A 22,186-nucleotide genomic window follows, 5' to 3' on the forward strand; every position below is an offset into this window, starting at 1 on the left:
TTGCCTATAAAATAGACTTTATCGTTTCTTTAAACTTGTTTAATTTTTGCTGTGCTAAGTCAATTGTTTTATCAAAAGCAAAGACATAAAACTTGATTTTAGGCTCAGTTCCTGATGGTCTTAGTGCTAATCAAGAATTATCATTTTTAAACTTAATTTGAATCATGTTTGACTTCATAAAACTTGATTTTAAATTAAAGTCATCAATTATTTTGTTTTCAAAATTTAAATTCTTAAATTTTTCTTGCAATAAAGCTAAATCAGTACTTTCATCAACCTCAATTTCAATATTTTCACTAGCAACATAACCTACTGTTTCATAAACTTCATTAAGTAAGTCGATTAAAGTTTTGTTTTTCTTTTTGTAGTAAGAAGCCATTTTAGTTAGTATTGCAATTGATTGCAATGCATCTTTGTCTCTTGAAAGATTTTCATCAATTAATGATCCATAACTTTCTTCAAAGGCAAACATAAATTTTTTGCCTTCATTAGAAAACTCATTGATTATTTTGCCTATTCATTTAAATCCAGTGGGCACCACTACTGATTTAATTCCTTCTGATAAAGCCAATATTTCAGGAATGTTAGTTGAAACAAAAGAGTAAACAATATAATGATTATTAGGTTGTTTTATAGTGCTTTTGGCTAAATCTAACAAGAATTTAAAAACTATTATTGCAGTTTCATTACCATTTAAAATTCTGTATTCATCACTATGCTTAACTGCTAGCCCAACTCTATCACTATCAGGGTCGCTCATTAATAAAATGTCTGCATCTTTTTGCTTGCCTAATTTTATTAATAATTCATAAGCTGAATGTTTTTCAGGATTAGGATATTGAACATATTTAAAATTTGCGTCAATTTTCATGTGTTCTTTAACATAAAAGATGCTTTCATTTATGTCAGAAACCGATTCAGAAAATAATTTTTTGAATAATTTTGGGACAAATTTAGAACCTGTTCCGTGTAATGGTGAGTAAACTACTTTGATATTTTCTGGATTTAAATTTACTGATTTATCTAAATTATTTGCTATTTGTGCAACTGAATTTAGGTATTTATCTTTAACTTTTTCTGGAATAAATTCTAAATTATTAAAATCAGACTTTTTGATGCTTTTGACTGTTTTATAGGGCTCTAAGTACTTTTCATAATCATCAAAATAGCTAGAAACTTCTTGAATTTCTTCAGGAAGCATTTGAAAAGCAGATTCATTATAAAGTTTAATTCCATTGTACTCTTTTGGATTATGACTAGCTGTTATATTAATGCCCCCATGCGCTTTATAATGCATAATTGAATAGCTAACAAAAGGTGTAGGGCAAATATTTTTAGAAAAGTAAACCTTAATTCCGTATGAATCTAATATTTGTGCACTGCAAAGTGCAAAACTATATGACTTTCTTCTATTATCTCTTCCAATAACTACTTTAATTTCTTGCTTAGCATACTTGTTTAGTAAATATTTAGCATACCCATGTATTATTCTTCTAACATGAGCTATATTTAAATTCTCGACACCTGATCCTATTTTTCCACGGATTCCAGCAGTTCCAAACTCTAATTTATTCATATTTATATTATACAAATTTAATATTGTGGTATTATAAATTTACTATGGAGGGTATATATAGTAGCAAAGAATTAAAATCTGTTGCAAATGCAACAGATTGACTTATTGAAAAACCTGTTGAAAAAAAGGAAAGTAAATTTATCTCAAATATTAAAGCTCTGTTTGAAAAACCATTTCGTTTTACAGTAATGGAGCTTGCAATCTCTGGCTTAGTTATTAGCTTATTTTTGGTAACATCATCAATATTGTATTTTGTTGGCTTAAGCAAGCTTATTAAGGCTGAAATATTATTCTGCATATTGTACGGAATAATACTTGGGCCAATTAAAGGAGCTTTTTTAGGTGTTATAGCCGATGTCCTAGCACTGTTATTGACGGGAAGAATTGGTTTATGATACTGGACATACCAATTAGTTCCAGCAATAATAGCCTTTTTAAGTGCCATTTATTTCGCTTTGTTTAAATCATCAGTAATAGCACGCTTAATTATTCCATTTGTAGTTATTATTTCGGCAATGGCAACAATGATTTATATCTATACGCAAAACATTGTTAAGCTTGAAGACGGAAGCACTGGAATTAGTTTTGCTAACTATGAAAAGAAAATAAAAGATAAAACAATTGAATATCCTTATTTATTGACCTTAATTGGCATTATTATTTATTTATCTCTTTCATTAGTTACTGTTATTACATTAGTTTCGTTCTATTTTAAGAGTAAAAACCCTAAGTTTTTAGATTACCTTTTAATATTTAGTATTGTTACATTTATTCAAGTAATTTACCGTTGAATATTTGGGCCAATTCTTTATATTCAATATAGAAATTACATTGACAACAAAAATTGAGGATATGCTGATAAATATGTAACATTTGCTATTCCAATTATTGCTAAATCAATGGTTAATATTCCAATTTATACATTTGTATTATCTGCAATTTATCCTGTAGTTAGCCTGCTTTGCGATAAATACGTAGGTGAGAGAAAACAAGTTTCATATTAGTTTTTTGAAAGAGTTAGAAATGAAATCAAGAAGAGAATACCGCCTTGGCGTAATTAATGTTTTATATAAGTATGAACTTCTAGAAGCGAAGCTTTTGCCTAGCCAAATATTCTCTGATGAAAGCGATATTGATAACGAACAATTTAAGCAATTAGAACTAATTAGCTTAAATTATGACTACTATCAAAAAACTATTCTAAAATTTTTAAATCAAAACACAGCTTGAACTAAACTTCCAGCATTAATTAGAGCAATTTTACTTAACGCAACTCATGAACTTTTATCAATTAGCCCCAAAATTGTCATAAACGAGGCTGTTGAAATAACAAAATCATTTTATGAACAAGAAGCAAACTTTTACAAATTAGTTAATGCGCTTTTGCAAAATATATACAAATATTTTGTGATTAATGAAGCAATTGAAAGCAAAGAAAAATAAAAAATTAAAAAAGCTAAGTTTTTGCTCTTAGCTTTTTTTATTACAGTTTCCTGTTTTCCCTATAAAACAGGCTTAAACAAATTATTTCACCAGCTAGTTAATTAGTATTTTTCAACTAATTCATTTATTTGATCTTCTAACTCAGCTAATATTTCACTAAAGCTCATCTTGTTTTTAGGAGCGACTTTTGTCCCGTCAATTAATAATGAATTAATTTTTTTAGCTCCTAAAAACTTAAATGTTCCTTTTAAGTTTTTAACATGGTCGCCAAATAAATATCATCCTTTTGGTGCTCCTTGAGTAGCAACAATAATAACTTTTAACTTGTCGATTAGTCCTCTTGAAGCTCCTTTTGTTACATATTTATATGTAAAAGATTTATCAGCAACACAAATTGAATCGATAAAGTTTTTTAGTGCTCCTGAGTAGTTAAAGTTAATCATTGGAGTAGAAAGAATTAAAATATCAGTTTCCTTAAGTTTGTCAATTCAGTAATCTGATTCAGTTTCAGTTCAAAATGTTGGCTTAGATGGAACAGTAAGAGAGTTTGTTGCAAATGGTGTATTGTTTAAATCAACTAATGTAAACTCACTATTAGGATATTTTTTTCTTAGCAATTCAGCAACCTTAACATTAGCAGCTGATGATAGTGATGGATTGTTTGGTGAAGCCATAATTGAAAGAATTTTTTTTGGTTTTGCCATGTATCAACCTCCAAGCTTTATATATTCCTTATTATATAAGGTTTTCTACATAGATATAACATTCATTTTATATTTGTATTTTTTAAGAAAATTAAAATACAAATTTAGCCTAATTGCATTGTTTTATAGTCGCAAATGTTAAATTAGGTATGTAAATATTTACATTTTATTACTATTTCCATAATGTTTATATAAAAATTATGATGCTTAATTTTGTGTATAATTTAAATATTTAACAATAAAAAATAAATAGCGGGAGCATTATTATGAAGGAATTAACAGCTACAGTAATTGACCCTATTGGCCTACACGCTAGACCAGCTAGCTACATAACAGCTGAAGCTTCAAAATATAAGTGTGATATTCTTATTACTAATAATAAAAGCAACAGAACAGCCAATTTAAAGTCACTGATGAACGTTTTAACACTTGGTGTTAAACAAAATGACTCAATTACAATCAAATTTAATGGAGATGACGAAGAAGTTGCATCTACTGGAATTCTTGAAGTTCTAAAAGACAACAAAATTATTAAATAGTCAATCTTCATTGTAGAAAGATTGCAATGAATTTTTACAAATACGCATTCAAGAAAATACTTTTTGCCTTCATAGGTATTTTTCTTATAACATTATCATTTTATGTGCTTTTGTCTCAATTCATTGCCAATGATAAATTCAATAACGAGCCTTTGAGTAAGCAATTTTTGTTTTTCTTAGGTTCTATTTTTTCTAATTTTGGACAAGTTTATAGCTCTAGCAGCTTTAATAATGCATTAGAGTACTTTGGCTACTATTTTAAATACAGTTTGCTCTTTGAAACTATTGCTTTTATTTTAAGCATAGTTTTTGGATATTTATTAGGCATATTGCTTGCCTATAAAAACGCAAAGCTAACTGATACAGTAATTAGCCTTCTTATTTTTATTTTTGCTTCCATTCCAGCCATCGTTTTAGCACCATTAATGATAATTTTGGCCGAATACACAGACTTGCCAGTAAATTTTGTTTCTGTCGATTCAATAAATGCTGGTTATATGCTTTTATCATTGCTTTTGCCTGTATCGATAATATTAATAATAACTGTGTCATTTTTTGCAATAGTAGTCAAAAACGCTATGCTTAATATACTTAGCAAAGATTATATAAAGGTTTTAAAAACCTTGGGCTTGAGTAACCAAAAAGTCTTTTTTATAGGCATATTGAAAAATTTAATCATTGAAACAATTAATAGAATTCTTGCTGTTTTAATTTTTATTATTAGCTTGGGTATTATTATGGAAAGAATTTTCCAAATACCAGGACAAAGCTTAATTTTAACCTCTGCTTTTGCTAATGGGGAAATTAATGTTTTAATGTGTTTAGTGTTTTATAAAGCATTTGTGATATTTGTATTTTCAGCTATTAATGAAATAATTTATGATGTTTTAAAAGTTGAAAATAACTTTAATTTTAGAATAAGGTTTAGTAGACCAATAAAAGTTGCAAAAGGAGACCTTTAGATGAGTAGCTCTAACAACTTGCTTTTAGCCAATGAATCTAAAAAATCCTTTTCATTGGCTAAAATCAAAAAACAAATTGCTAAAGTTGCAAATTACAAAAGCAATTTCCAATTGTTTTGAAATAGATTTTTTTCTAAAAAAATTAATTATTTTTGACTCTTTTTATTTTTGTCTTTTATTTTGCTAATAATATGTATATCATCAATTGCTTTAGCACTCAATTACTCACCCTATAAACCAGTTTTAGATAGTGAGCTAGCAACTAATTTACCAAATTATTACAGTCCAATTACTAGTAGAAAATTTTTTACCGATAATCCTGTTTTACAGATAATTAGGGAAAATGATGATTTGCATCATACAATAATTAAAAGCACTTTAAATATAAATGATTATGTCATTCTTGAATATGATCCATATGTTTTAATAAAATCTTTATCAGGCAAAAAATATTACTTCCTTTTTGGCACCAATGCCTTTAGAATAGACAGATTCAGCTTTTTTGTTTACTCATTTTTAGTAACAATTTCGTTATCCATATTAGCAATAATTTTTCAATTCCTAATCGGAACATTTTTAGGTTCAATCATTGGCTTTTATTCTAATAAAACCACAAGTAAAATAAGCTATTATCTTTTTAGTTCGATAAACATTTTTCCATTTCTAATAATAAACATTTTACTTTTTAAAGTTGTGGGATATAGTTATGCAAATGCGCTGGCAATTATAAGCATATTTGGATCAATTAGCTTTTTCTACATTGCATATGCAAACACATTGGATTTAAAAAATAAAGAATTTATATTTGCATACCGTTCATTTGGTGCTTCGCCAATGTGAATATTAATGCGAATAATTTTTGTAGAAAACATTTGACTTAATTTAACTCTTTTTTCAGATAACTTATCACTGAATATGCTTGTTTTAGCAACTCTGTCATTTTTTAATATTAAAAATGTTGAAGAATCATTAAACATTGGTAATGTATTTAAAGATTTAATTGCAGACTTATCTAACATTGGCTACACTTTATTTGTTATTATAATTACCAGTCTTTTCATAATTATTAACAAAATTTTTGGCATTGTAATGTATAGAAATTCAAGAGTAAGGGAGTAATGTATGAGTAAAAAAATCTTGTCACTTTTACCAATTGTTGCTCTTCCTTCACTAGCGATTAGCTGTAATATAAGAAATGACAGAAGTAGATTTGAATATATCAAATCAATAAATGAGCCTAATTACATCAAAAACGTTATTACAAACAGTAATAAGCCTATAGAAAATGATCATGAATCACTACTTAGTGCTCCTTTAATTAGGTGAAAAACTTCAGGAAAAGCAAAATTTGACAACCTTAATAAAAAGTTTTTTAGTGTGACTAGCAAATATTTAGAATTTGAATTAGCCCAAAAAATAAACATAACACTATTGGATGACAAGGTTGTTGAATACTCTAAAGATTCAGTCAAGCCATATTCAAAGCTTAGTGATACTGGCATTGTGAATGTCACAACAGATGAAGAAGGAAACATTAACAATCCATTATTTATTAAACATTTAAAAAGAGCTAAAAAAGTGGATTTTGTTCTTAAGGATGGAATCCATTTTGTTGACAAAAACGGTAATAAAACAGGGATGTTAGTTAAAAATGAGCATTTTTGAAACTCTTATAATTACAAAAATAATTTAAATGAGTTACAAAACATTACAAGTGAATATGGAATAGAACAACTTAAAGCTGAAGCACCACTTACATTTGTAAATTCTAATAATACTAAAAGCAAGATGGATCATTTTGTAACAAAAGTATTAACTAACAATATGATTTTTATGCCGCTATTTTCAGCTGAAACTAATGATAGCAATGCCTTATTTGCCAGCCCATATGTAATAAATAGCTTTGGAATAGATAAAGCAGTTTATATAAAAAATAATTTTTATGCCAAGCAATTGTTTGTTAAGGATGAAAGAACTTTAAAAAAAGTAATACTAAAGTTCAATCCAGTTCCGATCGATGAACCAACTTATAGGCTGCAAACTTATAATGCTTATAGACAAAACCTTATTTCAGAAGCAAGTTACAATTTATTTAATGATACTCAAAAAGAAGACATTGAAAATAATCCTAAAATTTACGGACTTTCATTTGCTTTTACTAAAAAAAGCAATGAGAATGTAAACAAATACTTTTATAACTCCAACCTAAATAAAGATTTCATCGCTAATGATGCCTTTTCTAAACTTGTCTTTAATACCTATAAAACAGGCTTAAACAGAAATAGCTTTATAAATCTTTATTCTCCTAGATCATTGACATTTTTAAGCATTATAAATAATTTAATGAATCAATATACAGCAACTAAACTGCTAGGAAATAACACATATTGAAACTCATTTATGCCTCAGTCGCTATATTTTGACACTGAAAGTAACAGTGACGATTACTTGTTTAATTTAATTAATGACATCAATAGAATAAGATTTAACTATCATAATGATGGTGAGTTTAAAACAAAAACAATTGAATTTTCTGATTTTTTAAACAATAACTTAGATTTAAAAAATGATTCATATGATGGAAACAAAATATTAGATGTTGATAAGCAACTTAAAACCAGCAATTGAAACTTGTTTAAATATTTGATGAAGAAACTATTGGATAAATTTTATGAAGAAAATAGCGAACTGCAAAGTCAAAAAATTGAATGAGTAATACCTATTTTTAGTCAAAAATCACAAAGAATAGATAATTATTATCAAAAATTAATTTCATTTATAAAATCATTAGATAGTAGGCTAAACCCATCATATAAATATGTGAGCCCAGATGAATCAAACTATCTTTATTCATATAATTCTTATGCACTAGTAAATAATTCTTATGCAGAAAATTTGTTTGCTTTGCTGGATCTAGAAAACTCATCAATTTTGACGAATATTGCTGTTTTACAGCATTATTATGACAAAAAGATGAATAAGCCTCCTTTTTATGAGGATATATTAAAAATTGACAAAATTTTAAAAAAGTTGATAAGCCAAAATTGAGCAGCTAGCATATTAAGTAGTGATAAATCCCTTAATTTAAGCTCTCTACTAAATACTTATTCTAAAGATATAAAGACATTTAAATCAGAATTTATTAACAAAATAAATTCACAGTTTAATAAAACTGAGCAATTTGCTTTACTTAGATCAGTTGATGATCTTTTGATTGTAAGGCAAAATGAAACAAATTATCTTTTTACAAATGATTATGAAAAGATAATTGTTCAATATTTCTACACAAAACCACTTAATGATGCTGGTTTTACATATTATCAAGACATTATTGTTTTTAGCTAAAATGGCTGATTTATAGCCTGAAAGGATAAAATGGCTGTTGGCATAGTTGTTGAATATAATCCTTTTCATAATGGTCATATTAGGCAAATTAGGTGAATAAAGAATAAATTCCCAAATGAAAAAATTATTGTAGTAATGAGCGATAAATTTACCCAAAGAGGAGAGCTGGCAGTAGCTTCATTTTCAAAGCGTGCTAGAATTGCTAAAAAATATGGAGTTGACAAAGTGCTAAAGCTTAGCTTTAAAGAAACAGTGCAAGCAGCACATGTATTTGCTCATAATGCAGTTATTAAACTATATAAAAAAGGGAAAATTGACAAATTGGTTTTTGGCTCAGAGTCAAATAATGTCGAATTAATGATTGCAGTTGCTAAAGGACTAAAAGAAAAGGAAAGAGAATTTTATCAATTAGTTAAAACACTACAAAAAAAGGAAAAAATTAGTTTTCCTAAAGCTTCTTCAATGGCAATAAACATATTGTTTGGCCATAATTTTATTATGCCGAATGATATTTTGGCTTTTGAATATATCAAAACAATTATTAACAATAATTTGCCTATTATTCCGTATTCAATAGAAAGAAATGTTGGTTTTCATTCCGATCAAACTAATGACATATATGCTTCAGCATCATTGTTGAGAAAAATGATTTTTGAAAGAAAAGATATATCTAATTTTTCACCAATGAAGTTTAAGAGAACTCCAAAATCAGTTGCATCTTTATACAAAACATTTCAAACAAAAGTGTTAAATAACAAAGAAAAAATCAAAGACTTTCCTGTTGTTTCTGAAGGGCTAGAAAACTTAATAATAAAAAATATAAAGCAGCCTGACTATGATTCTTTTGTTGAAAAGTGCACTTCAAAACGGTATACATCCTCAAGAATCAAAAGAATTATTGCTTGAGTACTGCATGAATTATAAAAACCAATAGCCTTGTTTTATAGCGCTATTGGTTTTTAGATTATTTATTTATGCCTTGATTAATGTTAAAAGTGATCCTCAGTTTTCACTTGTTAAAATTTTTTCATATGCAGAGACTTTATCACCTTCACTCTTAAGATTTGCTTTTAATTCCTTAATTGCATCATCTAACTTTTTAATTTGCTTTGCAAATGCTTTTTGTTTGGCTTCATTTTTTGAAATTTCATTAAATTTTTGTTCAAATATTTTGAAGATGTTTTCAAGAATAACCAATTTTACTAGGTCGAATTCTTTATCAAAGGCTTTGACTTCTTTTTTATGTTCATCTTGAGCCTTTTTTTCTAGTTTAGCAAGTTTTTTCTTATCAATGTTTTTAGGTTCTTTAATATTTTTTTTCTTAAATTCATTCAAAGGTTCTGAATTTAAAATAAAAACATTTGATATTTCAGATTTAATTTCAAAATCCACTTTGTCATTTCCGAAAATTCATTTGTTAGTACCGTCTTCAAATTTAAGCATTTGACTAAGCGAGTATGCATGCTTTTCTTTATCAAAAATACTATTGATTTTGGCAATAGCTTTATTTCTGAATTCTTTATTAAACTTTGCTGCATCTTCAGATTTAAATTCATTTAATTTTCCACATTGTGCAGAAGCAAAAACTAATGAAATTGATAAACCACCAGCTATAAATGAATTGACTAATTTTCTATTCATAAAAGCTCCTTTTTTCCAATGATTAAGTATCATACACCAAATTCTACAATTACTATATTTTATTACAAATTTTAATGCTTATAAGTTTTAAACAGCTTATTATGCACTCATTAATTAAGGCTTAAAATGCAGTTTTATGATGATAATTTAGCAATGAAAAAATCTGTTATTTTGCTATCAAAAATTATGATGTTTGTGTTAAAATACTATAGCAATATTTAATTGCAGAAGTAGATTAAATTCTCACCTGATGGCCATAGCCTTGGGTTCTAGCTACAATTAAAAATATCAATGATGTTTTTTGTAGATAGAAGTGATGAGAATCACTTTATTTTTATGTTTAATTTTTATCAAAAAACTAAGGAGTTATTATACAAAATTTCAAGAAAATAAAGAAGCCTGAACAAGAACATATGATTAATGAAAACATACCTTTTCAAAAAGTGTTCTTAATCGGTGCTGATGGTGAAAAAATAGGTGTTAAAAATACCTTTGAAGCCATTGAAATAGCCAAAGACAGCAAAATGGATTTAGTTCTAATTGCTGTTGAGCCGAAGCCAATTGCCAGAATTTTAGACTATGGTAAGTTTAAATATGAACGTAAAAAGAAGCAAAAGGCTGCTAAAGAAAAACAAACAATAATTCAAAATCGTCAAATTAGATTAACAGCTATGACTGGTGATCATGATTTAAAAACTAAAGCTAGAAAAGCATTTGAGTTCTTATTAGATGGCGACAGAATCAAGGTTAGTTTGAAATTTAGAGGTCGTGAAATAACTAGACCTGAATTAGGCTACACTATGATGAATAAATTTTATGAATTGGTAGAGGCTGTAGCTGAAAAAACAAAAGAACCTGAAATAATTGGCGAGCGTTTTCTTGATATGTATCTCCAACCTAATAAGGTCAAAGTTAATAAATACAAAAGAGAACATAACATAGTTGAAAATAAATCATCTGATTCAAGTTCAAAAGATTCTGATGATGATAAAGGAGCAAAAGATGCCAAAGATGAAGACTAAAAGCGCTCTTAAAAAAAGAATTAAAGTAACAGCAACTGGTAAAGTTATCCGTGAACAAGCTTATCGTTCACATCTAGCCCAAAATAAAACCACAAAACAAAAACGTCAATCTCGTAAATCTGCGCAAATGCACAGTTCTGATCTAAAGAGATTCAAGGCATTAATTTAATAATTTTTTATTAAGAAGGTAATATTATGAGAGTAAAAGGTGGAACAGTTACAAGAGCTAGAAGAAAGAAATGAATAAAACTAGCTAAGGGTTATTTTGGACACAAATCAATCGGATATAAAGTTGCTAAGCAAGCTGTTGTTAAGTCTTGAACATACGCTTTTAGAGACCGTAAACAAGTTAAAAGAGACTATAGAAAATTATGAATTTCTCGTATAAGTGCTGCTGTTAGATTAGAAGGCTTATCTTATTCAAAATTTATTAATGGTCTTAAAAAATCAAACATTACTATTAACCGTAAAATGTTATCAGAACTAGCTATTAATGAACCTCAAGTGTTTTCACAACTAATTGCTATTGCAAGAGATTCTGAATAATAATTAATGAAGTAGATAGAAAGCTATCTGCTTTTTTTATTTTATGCAACAAAAAAGCAAGATTTTCTTCTCTTGCTTTTTTAATCTTTTAAGTCAATAATTGCGGTATTAATTATTGTTTCTCTGCTTAAAATTTGCTCTCATTTTTTAACATTTTCTTCAAATGATTCATCGTTTGCCAATTTATCTTTATTATCTAAATCATCATTTGAAAGTTCCGATGAATCTAGGCTTATATTGCTTGTATTATTATTTTGGGATATCTGTTCTGCTTCTAATGTGTAAGTCTGACTAACATAATTATTTAAGTTATTAGAACTAGCAAATTCGCTTGTTTTATAGGATTTTTCGTCAGATAGTTCATTATCATAATTATCTGTAAATTCATTATTATTAACAACACTGTGTTCAATATAGTGAATTATTTCATCATAGATTTTATCTTTAGTTGTAGCTCAGCTTAAGCTATTAACTAAATAGATATTATATTTTTTGCTCTTTATAAATTTATATAAGTCTTTTTGCAAGATATACTTTTCTATATCGTTTTGATACTCGTAATTATCAATTATGAAGCACATTATATTTTTGTTATCGTGCATTAAAATGTAATCAATTTTGAGTGTCCCAATAGACTCATTGCTTGCAAGAGTCATACTATCATAGTCTTTAATTAACTCATTGATTGAGTTTTCTAGTTCAATTTCAAACTCTGGTTTTTTAACTTCTATACCTATATTTAGCTCACTTTGGGCAAAATTGTCATTAGATACAAACTCTTGTTTTTCTTTAGAATCTAACTCCAAAAACTCTAGTCATTTTTTAAAAACATAAACATCTTCATTGCCAGTTAACACACTAACATCACTAGAATTAAGACTTTTGAGCACTATCATCTTATCCTTGGCTCTTGATATTGCAACATTTAATGCATTTTTACCGCCAGGACGTCCAACATATGTTGAGTGAAATAAAACACTACTATCATATGCTATAGAAGCTATAACTAAGTCTGCTTCATCACCTTGAATATTTTCAATATTTCTTAAAAGTAGCTTACCTTCAATTATTGCATTTTCCAAATTTGACTCTTGTCTAAAAATTTTGGTAGTTATATAATCTTGCTGTTTGGCATTAAAACATAATAAAATTATTTTTTCATATTTATCCAAGTTTTCTTTGGCAATTTTAATTGTTAAATTAGCTTCAATTTCATTTTTATTATCTTCTCAAGCGCCATTAGCATCAATAACTTCAATCGATTGATAATTTTTCTTATTTAAATTAGTATCAATTACATCAAGCGAGCTGTTGTAAAAGTATTTACTACTAAAAGTCATTAAGGAAGCATAGTTTGACCGGTAGTTTTTATCTAATAAGATATTATAAACCCCTACGCCTTTAGCAAAATCTAGCATTGAATCAACTTTGCCAAAAATAGTTTCTTCATCACTTACTCTCACACCAAATCAGTTGCTAGGTTTCATCTGCTGATCGTCGCCAGCTAACACTTTTATTTTTGATAAATATAATACTGGTAAGCCTTTTTCAATAAAAATTTGGCTAGATTCATCCAGTATTCCATAGTCTAATTCGCCTTTGTTTCAGGCAGATAAGTCCGCTTCAGGTGTAACAATTATTATTGGAAAAAGCTTTTTTATCATACTCGGAAAGCGTTTCATAAACTTATATGGCTCAATAATAGCAAGCCTTGCAGTAGCAGCAAATTCAGTATATTCAGCCTTTTCATCATCATTAAATTGCATAATTGAATTAATGATTTTTTTAGTTATAAAGCGTTTAAGCTCATATTGATCGCTAGTTTGCTCATTATCATAATTAGGCAATATGTTTGCAAGACTCTTTATATAATCAAAATCAGATGGTGTTAAATTTTTCTTAAGCCTTACAATTTCGTCCAAATTGCCTGTAAAATTGTTGAAGTCGTCAAATAATTTTCTTGATAGTTTGCTAATTAATCAATAATTTTTCTTATGTATTTTAAAGCTTAAGTTATTGTCTTTTAGCATAAATTTTCTTAGTTCTCAAGCACTAGAAAACTTAAATTTCATTGGATATTTAATACTATCAGGCAAATTAATAATTTTTTCTCATAGTTCATTAGTTAAACTTGAGCCTGCTTTATGAATAGGATTAATTAAGCTAAGTGCATAATTAAATCTCTTGTCATTAGAAATCATTTGAATGTTATTAACAAAATTTATTTCATCATTTGTAATGATTCTAAGTGGTTTTAAATTATCAACTTCTTCGTAATTTTCTAAGTAGTCTAGATATTCTTTAATAGGTTCGTAAAATGACTTTTTGTTCATGTTTTTAGAATTAAGCATAAACAAGCAAAAGATTTTTAGTATCCCCATTCTGTTTCTAATAACTTCTAAAGCAGCCTTTTTTTGTGAACAAACTATTGCTGTTTTTGAATATACTAAAACATTAGTTAGAATGTTAACTATTGTTTGACTTTTACCAGTTCCTGGAGGCCCTCAAATAATAGTGTTTTGGTTAAGTGCGCTTGCAATAGCTCTATCTTGTGAATAATTAGTAGCTGCTATTTTAAAAAGGCTTGTTTTAGGATTAAACAAAATGTCGTTTATCCTTTTTTTATAGATGTTTTTGTTAAATTCAACTTGCAAAATTTTGTTAAGTTCATTGTTATTAATTATTTCAAGCATTCTGTTTCTAATATAGCCACCAGAAGGCTGAAAAAGTCCTAGAACTACACCACCTGCAAATTGTAATGATTCATTAATGATTTCTTCAGCACTTAAGGAATTAAATGAAGAATTTAAATTCACTTTAAATTCATAAATTTGCCCTCATAGCTCATGCAAATTTTTTATTAATTCTTTTATGCTTCAGTCACCATAATTGTCGGTTACCTCAAGGTCAAACCCTGCATTATTAAGTAAAAATAAAAGCTTTTCATTAGGCTTAATGTCGCCATTAGAAATCAAAAACGGTCTAGCATTTCTAATTTCTAAGTACACTTCTTTAAAAAACAAAGGAGCATAAACGCTTTTGCCATCAATAGAAACTTGTACAAATAAAAATCCTAGATGCATAGGTCAAATGTTTGTTTCAGCATTTATTTCGTTAGCTTTATTTAAAAATAACTTTCATTTGAGTGACTGACGTTGGAAATTAGCCCTAATTTCATTGATTATTTTGTTTTTTGTCACATGAAAATCTTTTTTAAGTTGGTTAAGCCTTTGTGTACTTAATTCATAGTTATTTTCTTCTAATATTGCAATAGTTTCGTCATAATCATTGGACTTTTCCAAAAGCTGACAAACTCTGATTAAATTAACTTCCAAGATAGGAATGTCAAAATTCTTGTTTGAATAAATTAAATCAAAAGCTTCTGGACCAAAAAGAGAATAAAAATCAAAACAATACTTGTTATTTACCTTAGTAAAAATTGCTTGGTCAGATGGATTTACATCTAAAAGATTATTTAAAATGCTTTGGTATTGTTTAGTTTTATTATTTTTATTTTCCATAGTTTGTCCTTAATAATTTATTAATAGTTATATTATATATTTCTAAAAAAGCAATTATTCAATTTTGCTAATATTAATTGATTTTTGAATGATTATTGGGCTGCAGAATTAATGAGTTAAATGTGTATAAAATTTACCAAAACGTCTGTTTTATAGGAAAATAAAAACAAAACCTGCGTTTTGTTTCTTTATTTTATATTAGTTTTATAGTGTTATGAATGCAAAACTATTGCATTTCTAAGGTTTGTGCTCTAATGTTGCTGTTAACTCTTTTAACAGTAGCTAATTCAACGCAAACTAGAACTAATTGTGCTACAAGAATACCTGTTAATATCCAAATTAATCATTTGTTTATAAAAATAATTAAGTTACTGTTTGCAGCTGACTTGATTACATTTTTAATCATAAAAGGCTCGAAGTATAATAATGCATATAATGCTGTTGCACCTGCAAATAGTAGTAATGAAAATAAAGCGTATAGAATAAATGATTTGCCTTTGAATAAATTAAAAATTCCGTAGGCAATAAGCACATGTAATAATCAAATTATTGACAAAATCAAGAAAAGCTGAGAACCAGCAAATGCTAATATTATCAAAAGAATGTCAGCAATACCAAGATTAGATCATCTAGAAGCTAAAACTTGAAAGTATGCTTTATAAAAATGAACAAAAAATCCACCGGTTCCATCTTCGGCTGTTGCAAAATTCATCTTAATGTTGGTTGCTGTTAGTTTTACATATCTAACAATTCATATAGTTGATTCAGATGAATTTGGTGCAAGAAAAACATTAGCCATTAATGGAGAGGCCGCCATTAGTAAAAATATAGTAAGTACTATAAATCCTTTTACTCTAAATCTAACTTCTTTTTTCCTACTCATATTACCCCAATTATACTAGTAATGTGTTTGCTACTAAATCAATTTAACAAAATTAAAAACCTCTAAGTTGGCTTAATTCTTTGTCATATTTATAAAGTCTTTCTTCATAAACTTTAGTTGAAAAAGGTACTGTTTCTTGTGCATAAGCTCATAGAATAACTAAATAATTAACAAGCATTTTGTGTCTGAGCAAAAATAATTCATCATATTCGCCATATGAATCCAAAAATAACTTCTCTTGTTCTTTATTTAAGTTTGCACTTTCGATAAAGTAAGCTAATTCAAAATTTGAATCTCCCATAGTTGCATACTCTCAGTCGCAAATAAAGATTTTTTCCGTTTGATCCTGTAAAACAAGGTTAAAAGTTCATAAATCATTATGGCATGGAACATTTTTATTCATGTTGCTTAAAGTTTTATTAATGTTACGATAAAAATCATTTAAAGCTTTAATGTTTACATTTTTTTCTTTTAAAACTTTACGATAATGCTTAACTCTAGCAGCATGATTCGATGGCGGAAAATTAAGCTTTGAATTATGAACAGTATATAAAAGTTTAGCAATTTTTACTATATTTTCATTAGTTAATTCTGGTTCAGTGCCCTTAATAAATTCTCACTCTGTTTTTTCCTTATTCTCGTTTAATAATTTAGGTACAAAGTCAAAATTAGCTAGTATTTTATAATCAATTTTGTGATTAAACCCTGTATATACTTTTTCTTGTACAAAAATTCCGTTAAGCAAATATGAGACATTAGTATGCCCCTTAGTAATAAATTGTTTTTCCTTAAAGCTTTCTTGATAATCCATAATTTATAACTATACTATATAATTAATTTATTTAAAAATATTTTATTTTTCTACATTTACAAAAATGATGGTAACAATATGGACAAGAGCAAGATTAGAAATTTTTCAATAATAGCACACATAGATCATGGCAAAAGTACACTTGCTGACAGAATTTTAGAATTAACAAACACAGTAGCTGCTAGAGATTTAGAAGAGCAGTTTTTAGACCAAATGGACTTAGAAAGAGAAAGAGGAATCACAATTAAGCTTAATGCTGTGCAAATTAAGTATAAAGATTACACTTTCCATCTAATTGATACTCCTGGGCATGTTGACTTTACTTATGAAGTATCTAGATCGTTGGCTGCTTCTGAAGGCGCTTTGTTGCTTGTTGATGCTACTCAAGGCATTGAAGCTCAGACTCTTGCCAATGTTTATCTAGCTTTAGAAAATAATTTAGAAATTATTCCAATAATTAACAAAATTGATCTCCCTTCTGCTAATGTTGAAAAAACAAAAGAAGAAATTGAAAACGTTATTGGCATTCCAGCTGATAATGCCGTGTGTGTCAGTGCAAAAACTGGACTAAACTGCGAAAAAGTTTTAGACGCAATAGTTGATTATGTTCCTGCGCCAAAAGATGCTGATGATAATAAACCACTAAAAGCATTGATTTTTGATTCATATTTTGATGAATACCGTGGTGTTATTATGCTTATTAGAGTCTTTCAAGGCAAGCTAAAAGTTGGCGATGATTTTAAGTTTATGTCAAATAATGCTAACTATCATGTTATTGAGCTAGGCGTAAGAAATCCTAAAGAAACTAAAAAAGAATATTTAGAAGCTGGCGAAGTTGGTTATGTTGCTGCCACAATTAGAGACGCTAAAGAAGTACATGTTGGTGATACTATTACTTTAGTTGAAAATCCTGCACTAGAACCTCTACCAGGCTATAAGCGTAAAAAGCCTGTGCTTTTTACAGGATTTTATCCTATTGATACAAGAGACTATGCCGAACTTAAAAAGAGCTTAGACAAAATTTCACTAAGCGATAGCTCACTAACTTGAGAACAAGAAACCTCTAAAGCGCTAGGTTTTGGCTTTAGAGTAGGTTTTCTAGGTATGCTCCATATGGATGTTATTCAAGAAAGACTAAGCAGAGAATACAAAGTAGGAATTATTGCTACTAGTCCTAGCGTTGAATATAAAGTTGTTAAAACTAATGGCACATTTGAAATGATTTCTAACCCATCATTAATGCCTGATAGAACATACATAGATCATATTGAAGAGCCTTATATTGAAGCTACAATAATCTTGCCTAATGAATACATTGGTAACATTATGGACTTGTGCCAAAATAAACGTGGAATTTATAAGTCTTTAGACTACATTGACGATTCTAGAAGCAGATTAATTTATGAAATGCCTTTAGGCGAAATTGTTTTTGATTTCTTTGATAAAATGAAAAGCTTGAGTAAGGGGTACGCTTCATTTGAATATGACCTAATAGGCTATAAAACAAGCGATTTAGTAAAAGTAGATATACTATTAAACGGTGACAAAATAGATGCTTTTTCAATCATTACTCATAAAGATTCAGCTTATGAAAAGTCTAGAGATCTAACTAAAAGATTAAAAGATGCTATCCCTAGACAAAATTTTGAAGTGCCTGTGCAAGCTACAATTGGTGGAAAAATTATTGCTCGTGAAACAATTAAAGCATTTAGAAAAGATGTTACTCACAAATTGCACGCTTCTGATATAAGTAGATACAAAAAGCTTTTAGAAAAACAAAAAGCTGGTAAGAAAAAGATGAAGATGCTAGGTTCAGTAGAAGTGCCTCAAGAAGCATTTTTAGACATTTTAAAAACTAATGTTGATAAATAAACTGCAAAACTTTGCAGTTTTTATTTTACAAACTACAATTCATCATTAATTATTCATTGCAATATTAAATATATAATTAAGTTGCTATGAATGAATATGAGTTTTTAGAATCTAGAATTGAAAAGGATTTACTTAATAAACTTTCTAACATAAAGTTTTATTACAAAGGCTTTCATAATTACACTTTTAAGGTTGATTATGAGGGCAAAACATGCCAACTAAGAGTCCCTATTTCTAATTTAGTAGATCATCAGGTTGAATCATTATTTATGGATAAGTTGCCTGGCGTTTATTACTATAAAAAAGGCGTATTAGTCAGAAAATGATTTGAAGGAAAAACATTAGAGAAGGTCAATTTAACCCTAAAAGTACAAAAGGCTGTTATAGATAAAATTAAAGAGTTTCATAAAATTGAAATAGACCTTCCTGCAATTGATCTTTTTTACTATGGAAAAGGAAGCAAAAAGTATCAGACATATGTAGAAAAATACAATAATGATGCTCCTTTAGTTACCTGTCACTGTGATTTAAACCTCAAAAACATTTTAATAAATGAAAAAAATGAAGTTGAGCTAATTGATTTTGAATGAGTTAGAAAAGCAAACCCACTCTTTGATGCTATGTCGTTGATTCATATGAATTTTGACTCAAACTTAGTAAAAAAAGAATTCAAAATTTCCCAAAATAGGTATAAAGAAGCCTTATATGTATGCAATGAATTTTCCAGAATGTCTTATGAACATATTTACAAAGATCTTTTACTAGATGACAATAAAACTCAATTACATGAAGGATATACAAACTTATCCTATGTTAAAAATGATTTATTTATTCAAAAAAAACAAAAAAATGGTTTTAATCATTTAAATAAATTAGAAAAATTCAGTAATCTTGACATAACTGAAAATGTTATATATGAAGATGATGAAGTTATTGTAAGACATTTTATTAATAAAATCCCAATTGACTTTCAAAACAGCCATATTCGGCTAAAAATTGCTCAAAAACTTGCTACACTTCATAGTTCAAAAATCAAACTTATTAAAAATCAAATTGCTAAAAGAATTAAGTTTTATTACAAGGAAAATAAAGGCCATGAACTGTTTAATAAAACATTTAGTGCTGAAGTAAAAAGTAAGATCCTAGAAGCAGCTAAATTACTAAAAAATGAAATTCCAAGCCATAATGATTTAAATCGTGAAAATATTTTGTTAGCAAATAACAATGAAATAATGTTTATCGACTTTGAATATTCATCACAAAACTCAAAATACTTTGATATTGCCTATCACTGCAGCGACCTTGATTATACTATTGATGATGAAAAAATGTTTATTAATGAATATTTAAAACGCACAAAATTTGATTTTGACTATGATGATTATTATGCCACTAAAGCAATAGTGTGTTTATACGGCATAAGCTGGTCTTTAACTTACAATCCTGATTTTGACTTTACTTGATTGGTAAAGCATGTTTTAAACAACATAAATTATGTTGATAAATTTTTACAAAAGTACTGTAAAACAGGCAAATAAGTCATTTTGCTATAATTCCACAACCTTTGCCAATGTATTGCATTGTACAACACATTTAATATAATTTAAATATATAAGGGGGTATGTGTGGATTTTATTACAAAAATTAAAAACAGATATTCAGTAAGAAGCTTTGATCCAGATAAAAAAATTCCTGAAGAAGACTATAAAAAAATAATTGATGTAGTTAACTCTGCTCCTACATCATCAAACTGACACTCATCTAGTGTTGTCATAATAAAAGACAAAGAATTGTTAGAAAAGATCTCAGAATTTAGGCCTTTTACAAAACATTTAAAAGACGCTCAATTCTTTATGGTTTTTATTGCTGACTTTAACAGAATGAATTTAGCTCAAAAAGCATTTCCTGAATATAAATACAATAATCACTCATCAGAAGCGTACACAGTAGCTGTTGGGGATGCGTTTATTCAAGCTACAATGGCTCAAGATGCTGCAGTTGAATTAGGCCTATCTACCTGTTTTATAGGTGGCGCCAGAGTTATGGTTCAATTCTTAATTGACATATTAGGCATTAAAGGGCAAGCCTTTCCAGTCGTTGGACTTGCAATTGGCTATGAAAAAGGAAAAGGTGCTGTAAGACCTAAATTAAATAGAGTTTTTGAAGATAAATATGATTATGAAAGAATTAAGCAAGATGTATCCGAATATGACAAAACATTAGTTGAGTTCTTTGAGAAAACTTCACCTGACAAAAAAGCTTGATCATACCAAGAAGCAACTGTTAAATCTGCTTCTGGATATGCATTTGATACTGAATTAATTGAAAATATTTGAGATTTAAAGTTGCAAAAGTAGCAATAAAATAAGACTCCTAATATAGCTATTTCTAAATAGCTATTATTATTTTTATGATAATTTAACTTATAAAAGGAAGCATATGAAAAACGTTGTTTATGACTATGAAGTAGTCTTTAAGGACAATAATAATCCAAATGAAAACATTGTTTTTTGTCACGGATTTAACTCTTCACCAAAAACTTTTAAAACATTTGAAAAATACTGAACAAAGAGCAATTATTATGCATTGCAGTTTCCAGGAAATAATAATGTTGCTCCAATTAATAATCATGAAGTTTCAGTACCTCAGTTTGCTAAATTAGTAGTTGATTTTGTAGAAAAAAATAACTTAAAAAACGTTACATTAGTTGGACATTCAATGGGCGGAGGCACAATTTCACTAGCTTATAAACTAAAGCCTGAATTATTTAAAAAAATGGTTTATATTGCGCCCATGAATAAAACTTCATTAGCTTTAGCAGATGATTACAGAAAAGACTATTTTCCTAAAACATTTGATGACTTTTTAATGTTTTTAAAATCGTTATACTATGATACAAGCACTTTTACATCAAATAGCGAATGAATGAAAAATGCAAAAAAGAATTTTGACGCAAATGACTACAACAATGAGACAATTGTCAAACTTGGTGAATCATTACCAGTTTTAGAATTGCATAATCAAATTGAGCAAGGTTTAGATTCAATTAACGTTCCAACTATCTTAATTTTAGGTGAAAAAGATGGGGTTATAAGAAGAGAAGAGTGCATGGCATACTTTAAAGAACATGTAAAAAATGTTGAAACAGTTTATATTCCAAAAACTGGCCATATGATGTTTGAAGAAAACTGAGATGAGTTTATTAAGATCCTAGAATCATTTTTAGATAAATAAATTTAAAAGCTTGGCTTTTATTTTTTTATTTTCTTACTGATTATTTATTCGATATGCATATCATTTTTTATAGTTTTTAATATAATT

General features: G+C 28.0%; 20 protein-coding genes. 14 read left to right on the forward strand and 6 right to left on the reverse strand.

The annotated features are described in order from the left end of the window. Positions 1–4 precede the first annotated feature (4 nt). Entirely contained in the window at positions 5–1,576 is a 1,572-nt protein-coding gene (locus MAGA_RS02550) for a phospho-sugar mutase (RefSeq protein ID WP_013022102.1), read from the reverse strand. Positions 1,577–1,620: 44 nt separating this feature from the next. On the opposite strand from MAGA_RS02550, the gene MAGA_RS02555 reads away from it, so the two are divergent. Continuing rightward, positions 1,621–2,580: an ECF transporter S component gene (locus MAGA_RS02555; protein ID WP_013022103.1), complete on the forward strand. Its 960-nt coding sequence runs from the start codon at positions 1,621–1,623 to the stop codon at positions 2,578–2,580. Positions 2,581–2,599: 19 nt separating this feature from the next. Further along, positions 2,600–3,019, forward strand: coding sequence for a transcription antitermination factor NusB (locus MAGA_RS02560; RefSeq protein ID WP_011949636.1), 420 nt, complete (start codon positions 2,600–2,602; stop codon positions 3,017–3,019). A 101-nt stretch (positions 3,020–3,120) separates the two neighbouring features. Here the strand turns inward: MAGA_RS02560 and MAGA_RS02565 are convergent, their stop codons facing one another. Further along, positions 3,121–3,723: an FMN-dependent NADH-azoreductase gene (locus MAGA_RS02565; protein ID WP_013022104.1), complete on the reverse strand. Its 603-nt coding sequence runs from the start codon at positions 3,721–3,723 to the stop codon at positions 3,121–3,123. A 266-nt stretch (positions 3,724–3,989) separates the two neighbouring features. On the opposite strand from MAGA_RS02565, the gene MAGA_RS02570 reads away from it, so the two are divergent. Genes MAGA_RS02570 through MAGA_RS02590 form a run of 5 tightly spaced genes read left to right on the forward strand, consistent with a single transcriptional unit; the run spans position 3,990 to position 9,493 of the window. Then, the gene (locus tag MAGA_RS02570) at positions 3,990–4,262 is read left to right on the forward strand and encodes an HPr family phosphocarrier protein (protein WP_011949638.1); all 273 of its coding nucleotides are present in this window, start codon (positions 3,990–3,992) and stop codon (positions 4,260–4,262) included. 26 nt (positions 4,263–4,288) lie between these two features. After that, a complete protein-coding gene (locus MAGA_RS02575) occupies positions 4,289–5,224 on the forward strand; it encodes an ABC transporter permease subunit (RefSeq protein WP_013022105.1) in 936 nt (311 codons plus the stop codon). Continuing rightward, positions 5,225–6,343, forward strand: coding sequence for an ABC transporter permease subunit (locus MAGA_RS02580; RefSeq protein WP_013022106.1), 1,119 nt, complete (start codon positions 5,225–5,227; stop codon positions 6,341–6,343). It begins immediately after the preceding gene. Positions 6,344–6,346: 3 nt separating this feature from the next. Further along, positions 6,347–8,569 carry an OppA family ABC transporter substrate-binding lipoprotein gene (locus MAGA_RS02585; RefSeq protein WP_013022107.1) on the forward strand — a complete coding sequence of 741 codons (2,223 nt, stop codon included), beginning with the start codon at positions 6,347–6,349 and terminating at the stop codon, positions 8,567–8,569. A 30-nt stretch (positions 8,570–8,599) separates the two neighbouring features. Continuing rightward, a complete protein-coding gene (locus tag MAGA_RS02590; RefSeq protein ID WP_013022108.1) occupies positions 8,600–9,493 on the forward strand; it encodes a nucleotidyltransferase in 894 nt (297 codons plus the stop codon). Positions 9,494–9,541: 48 nt separating this feature from the next. Here MAGA_RS02590 and MAGA_RS02595 read toward each other — a convergent pair whose 3' ends face one another. Further along, positions 9,542–10,210 (reverse strand): MAG4740 family lipoprotein, encoded by a 669-nt coding sequence (locus MAGA_RS02595; protein WP_013022109.1) that lies wholly within the window; start codon positions 10,208–10,210, stop codon positions 9,542–9,544. A gap of 413 nt (positions 10,211–10,623) precedes the next feature. On the opposite strand from MAGA_RS02595, the gene infC reads away from it, so the two are divergent. The 3 genes from infC to rplT are packed head-to-tail and all read left to right on the forward strand — an operon-like array spanning position 10,624 to position 11,778. Continuing rightward, positions 10,624–11,232 (forward strand): translation initiation factor IF-3, encoded by a 609-nt coding sequence (infC, locus tag MAGA_RS02600; protein WP_013022110.1) that lies wholly within the window; start codon positions 10,624–10,626, stop codon positions 11,230–11,232. Then, complete coding sequence (gene rpmI, locus MAGA_RS02605; protein WP_004023889.1) at positions 11,213–11,401, forward strand: 50S ribosomal protein L35; 189 nt, start codon at positions 11,213–11,215, stop codon at positions 11,399–11,401. The genes infC and rpmI overlap by 20 nt, the downstream gene beginning before the upstream one ends. 26 nt (positions 11,402–11,427) lie before the next feature. Continuing rightward, the gene (gene rplT, locus MAGA_RS02610; RefSeq protein WP_004023890.1) at positions 11,428–11,778 is read left to right on the forward strand and encodes a 50S ribosomal protein L20; all 351 of its coding nucleotides are present in this window, start codon (positions 11,428–11,430) and stop codon (positions 11,776–11,778) included. A gap of 80 nt (positions 11,779–11,858) precedes the next feature. On the opposite strand, the gene MAGA_RS02615 is transcribed toward rplT, so the two are convergent. The 3 genes from MAGA_RS02615 to MAGA_RS02625 form a co-directional block, all read right to left on the reverse strand. After that, entirely contained in the window at positions 11,859–15,299 is a 3,441-nt protein-coding gene (locus MAGA_RS02615) for a DEAD/DEAH box helicase (protein ID WP_013022111.1), read from the reverse strand. Between the two features lie 226 nt (positions 15,300–15,525). Further along, positions 15,526–16,182, reverse strand: a complete 657-nt coding sequence (locus MAGA_RS02620) for a hypothetical protein (protein WP_013022112.1) — start codon at positions 16,180–16,182, stop codon at positions 15,526–15,528. 52 nt (positions 16,183–16,234) lie between these two features. Next, positions 16,235–16,993 (reverse strand): phosphotransferase, encoded by a 759-nt coding sequence (locus MAGA_RS02625; protein ID WP_013022113.1) that lies wholly within the window; start codon positions 16,991–16,993, stop codon positions 16,235–16,237. Between the two features lie 78 nt (positions 16,994–17,071). Here MAGA_RS02625 and lepA point away from each other — a divergent pair, with 78 nt between their 5' ends. The 4 genes from lepA (at position 17,072) to MAGA_RS02645 (ending at position 22,099) form a co-directional block, all read left to right on the forward strand. Then, positions 17,072–18,865, forward strand: a complete 1,794-nt coding sequence (lepA, locus tag MAGA_RS02630) for a translation elongation factor 4 (protein WP_011949648.1) — start codon at positions 17,072–17,074, stop codon at positions 18,863–18,865. 86 nt (positions 18,866–18,951) lie between these two features. Continuing rightward, positions 18,952–20,403: a phosphotransferase gene (locus MAGA_RS02635; RefSeq protein ID WP_013022114.1), complete on the forward strand. Its 1,452-nt coding sequence runs from the start codon at positions 18,952–18,954 to the stop codon at positions 20,401–20,403. A gap of 87 nt (positions 20,404–20,490) precedes the next feature. Beyond that, on the forward strand, positions 20,491–21,222 hold the full coding sequence (locus MAGA_RS02640; protein WP_013022115.1) for a nitroreductase: 732 nt from the start codon (positions 20,491–20,493) through the stop codon (positions 21,220–21,222). Positions 21,223–21,304: 82 nt separating this feature from the next. After that, positions 21,305–22,099: an alpha/beta fold hydrolase gene (locus MAGA_RS02645; RefSeq protein ID WP_013022116.1), complete on the forward strand. Its 795-nt coding sequence runs from the start codon at positions 21,305–21,307 to the stop codon at positions 22,097–22,099. The last annotated feature ends 87 nt before the right edge of the window (positions 22,100–22,186 follow it).

The sequence above is a fragment of the Mycoplasmopsis agalactiae genome, assembly GCF_000089865.1.
Taxonomy (GTDB): domain Bacteria; phylum Bacillota_I; class Bacilli_A; order Mycoplasmatales; family Metamycoplasmataceae; genus Mycoplasmopsis; species Mycoplasmopsis agalactiae_B.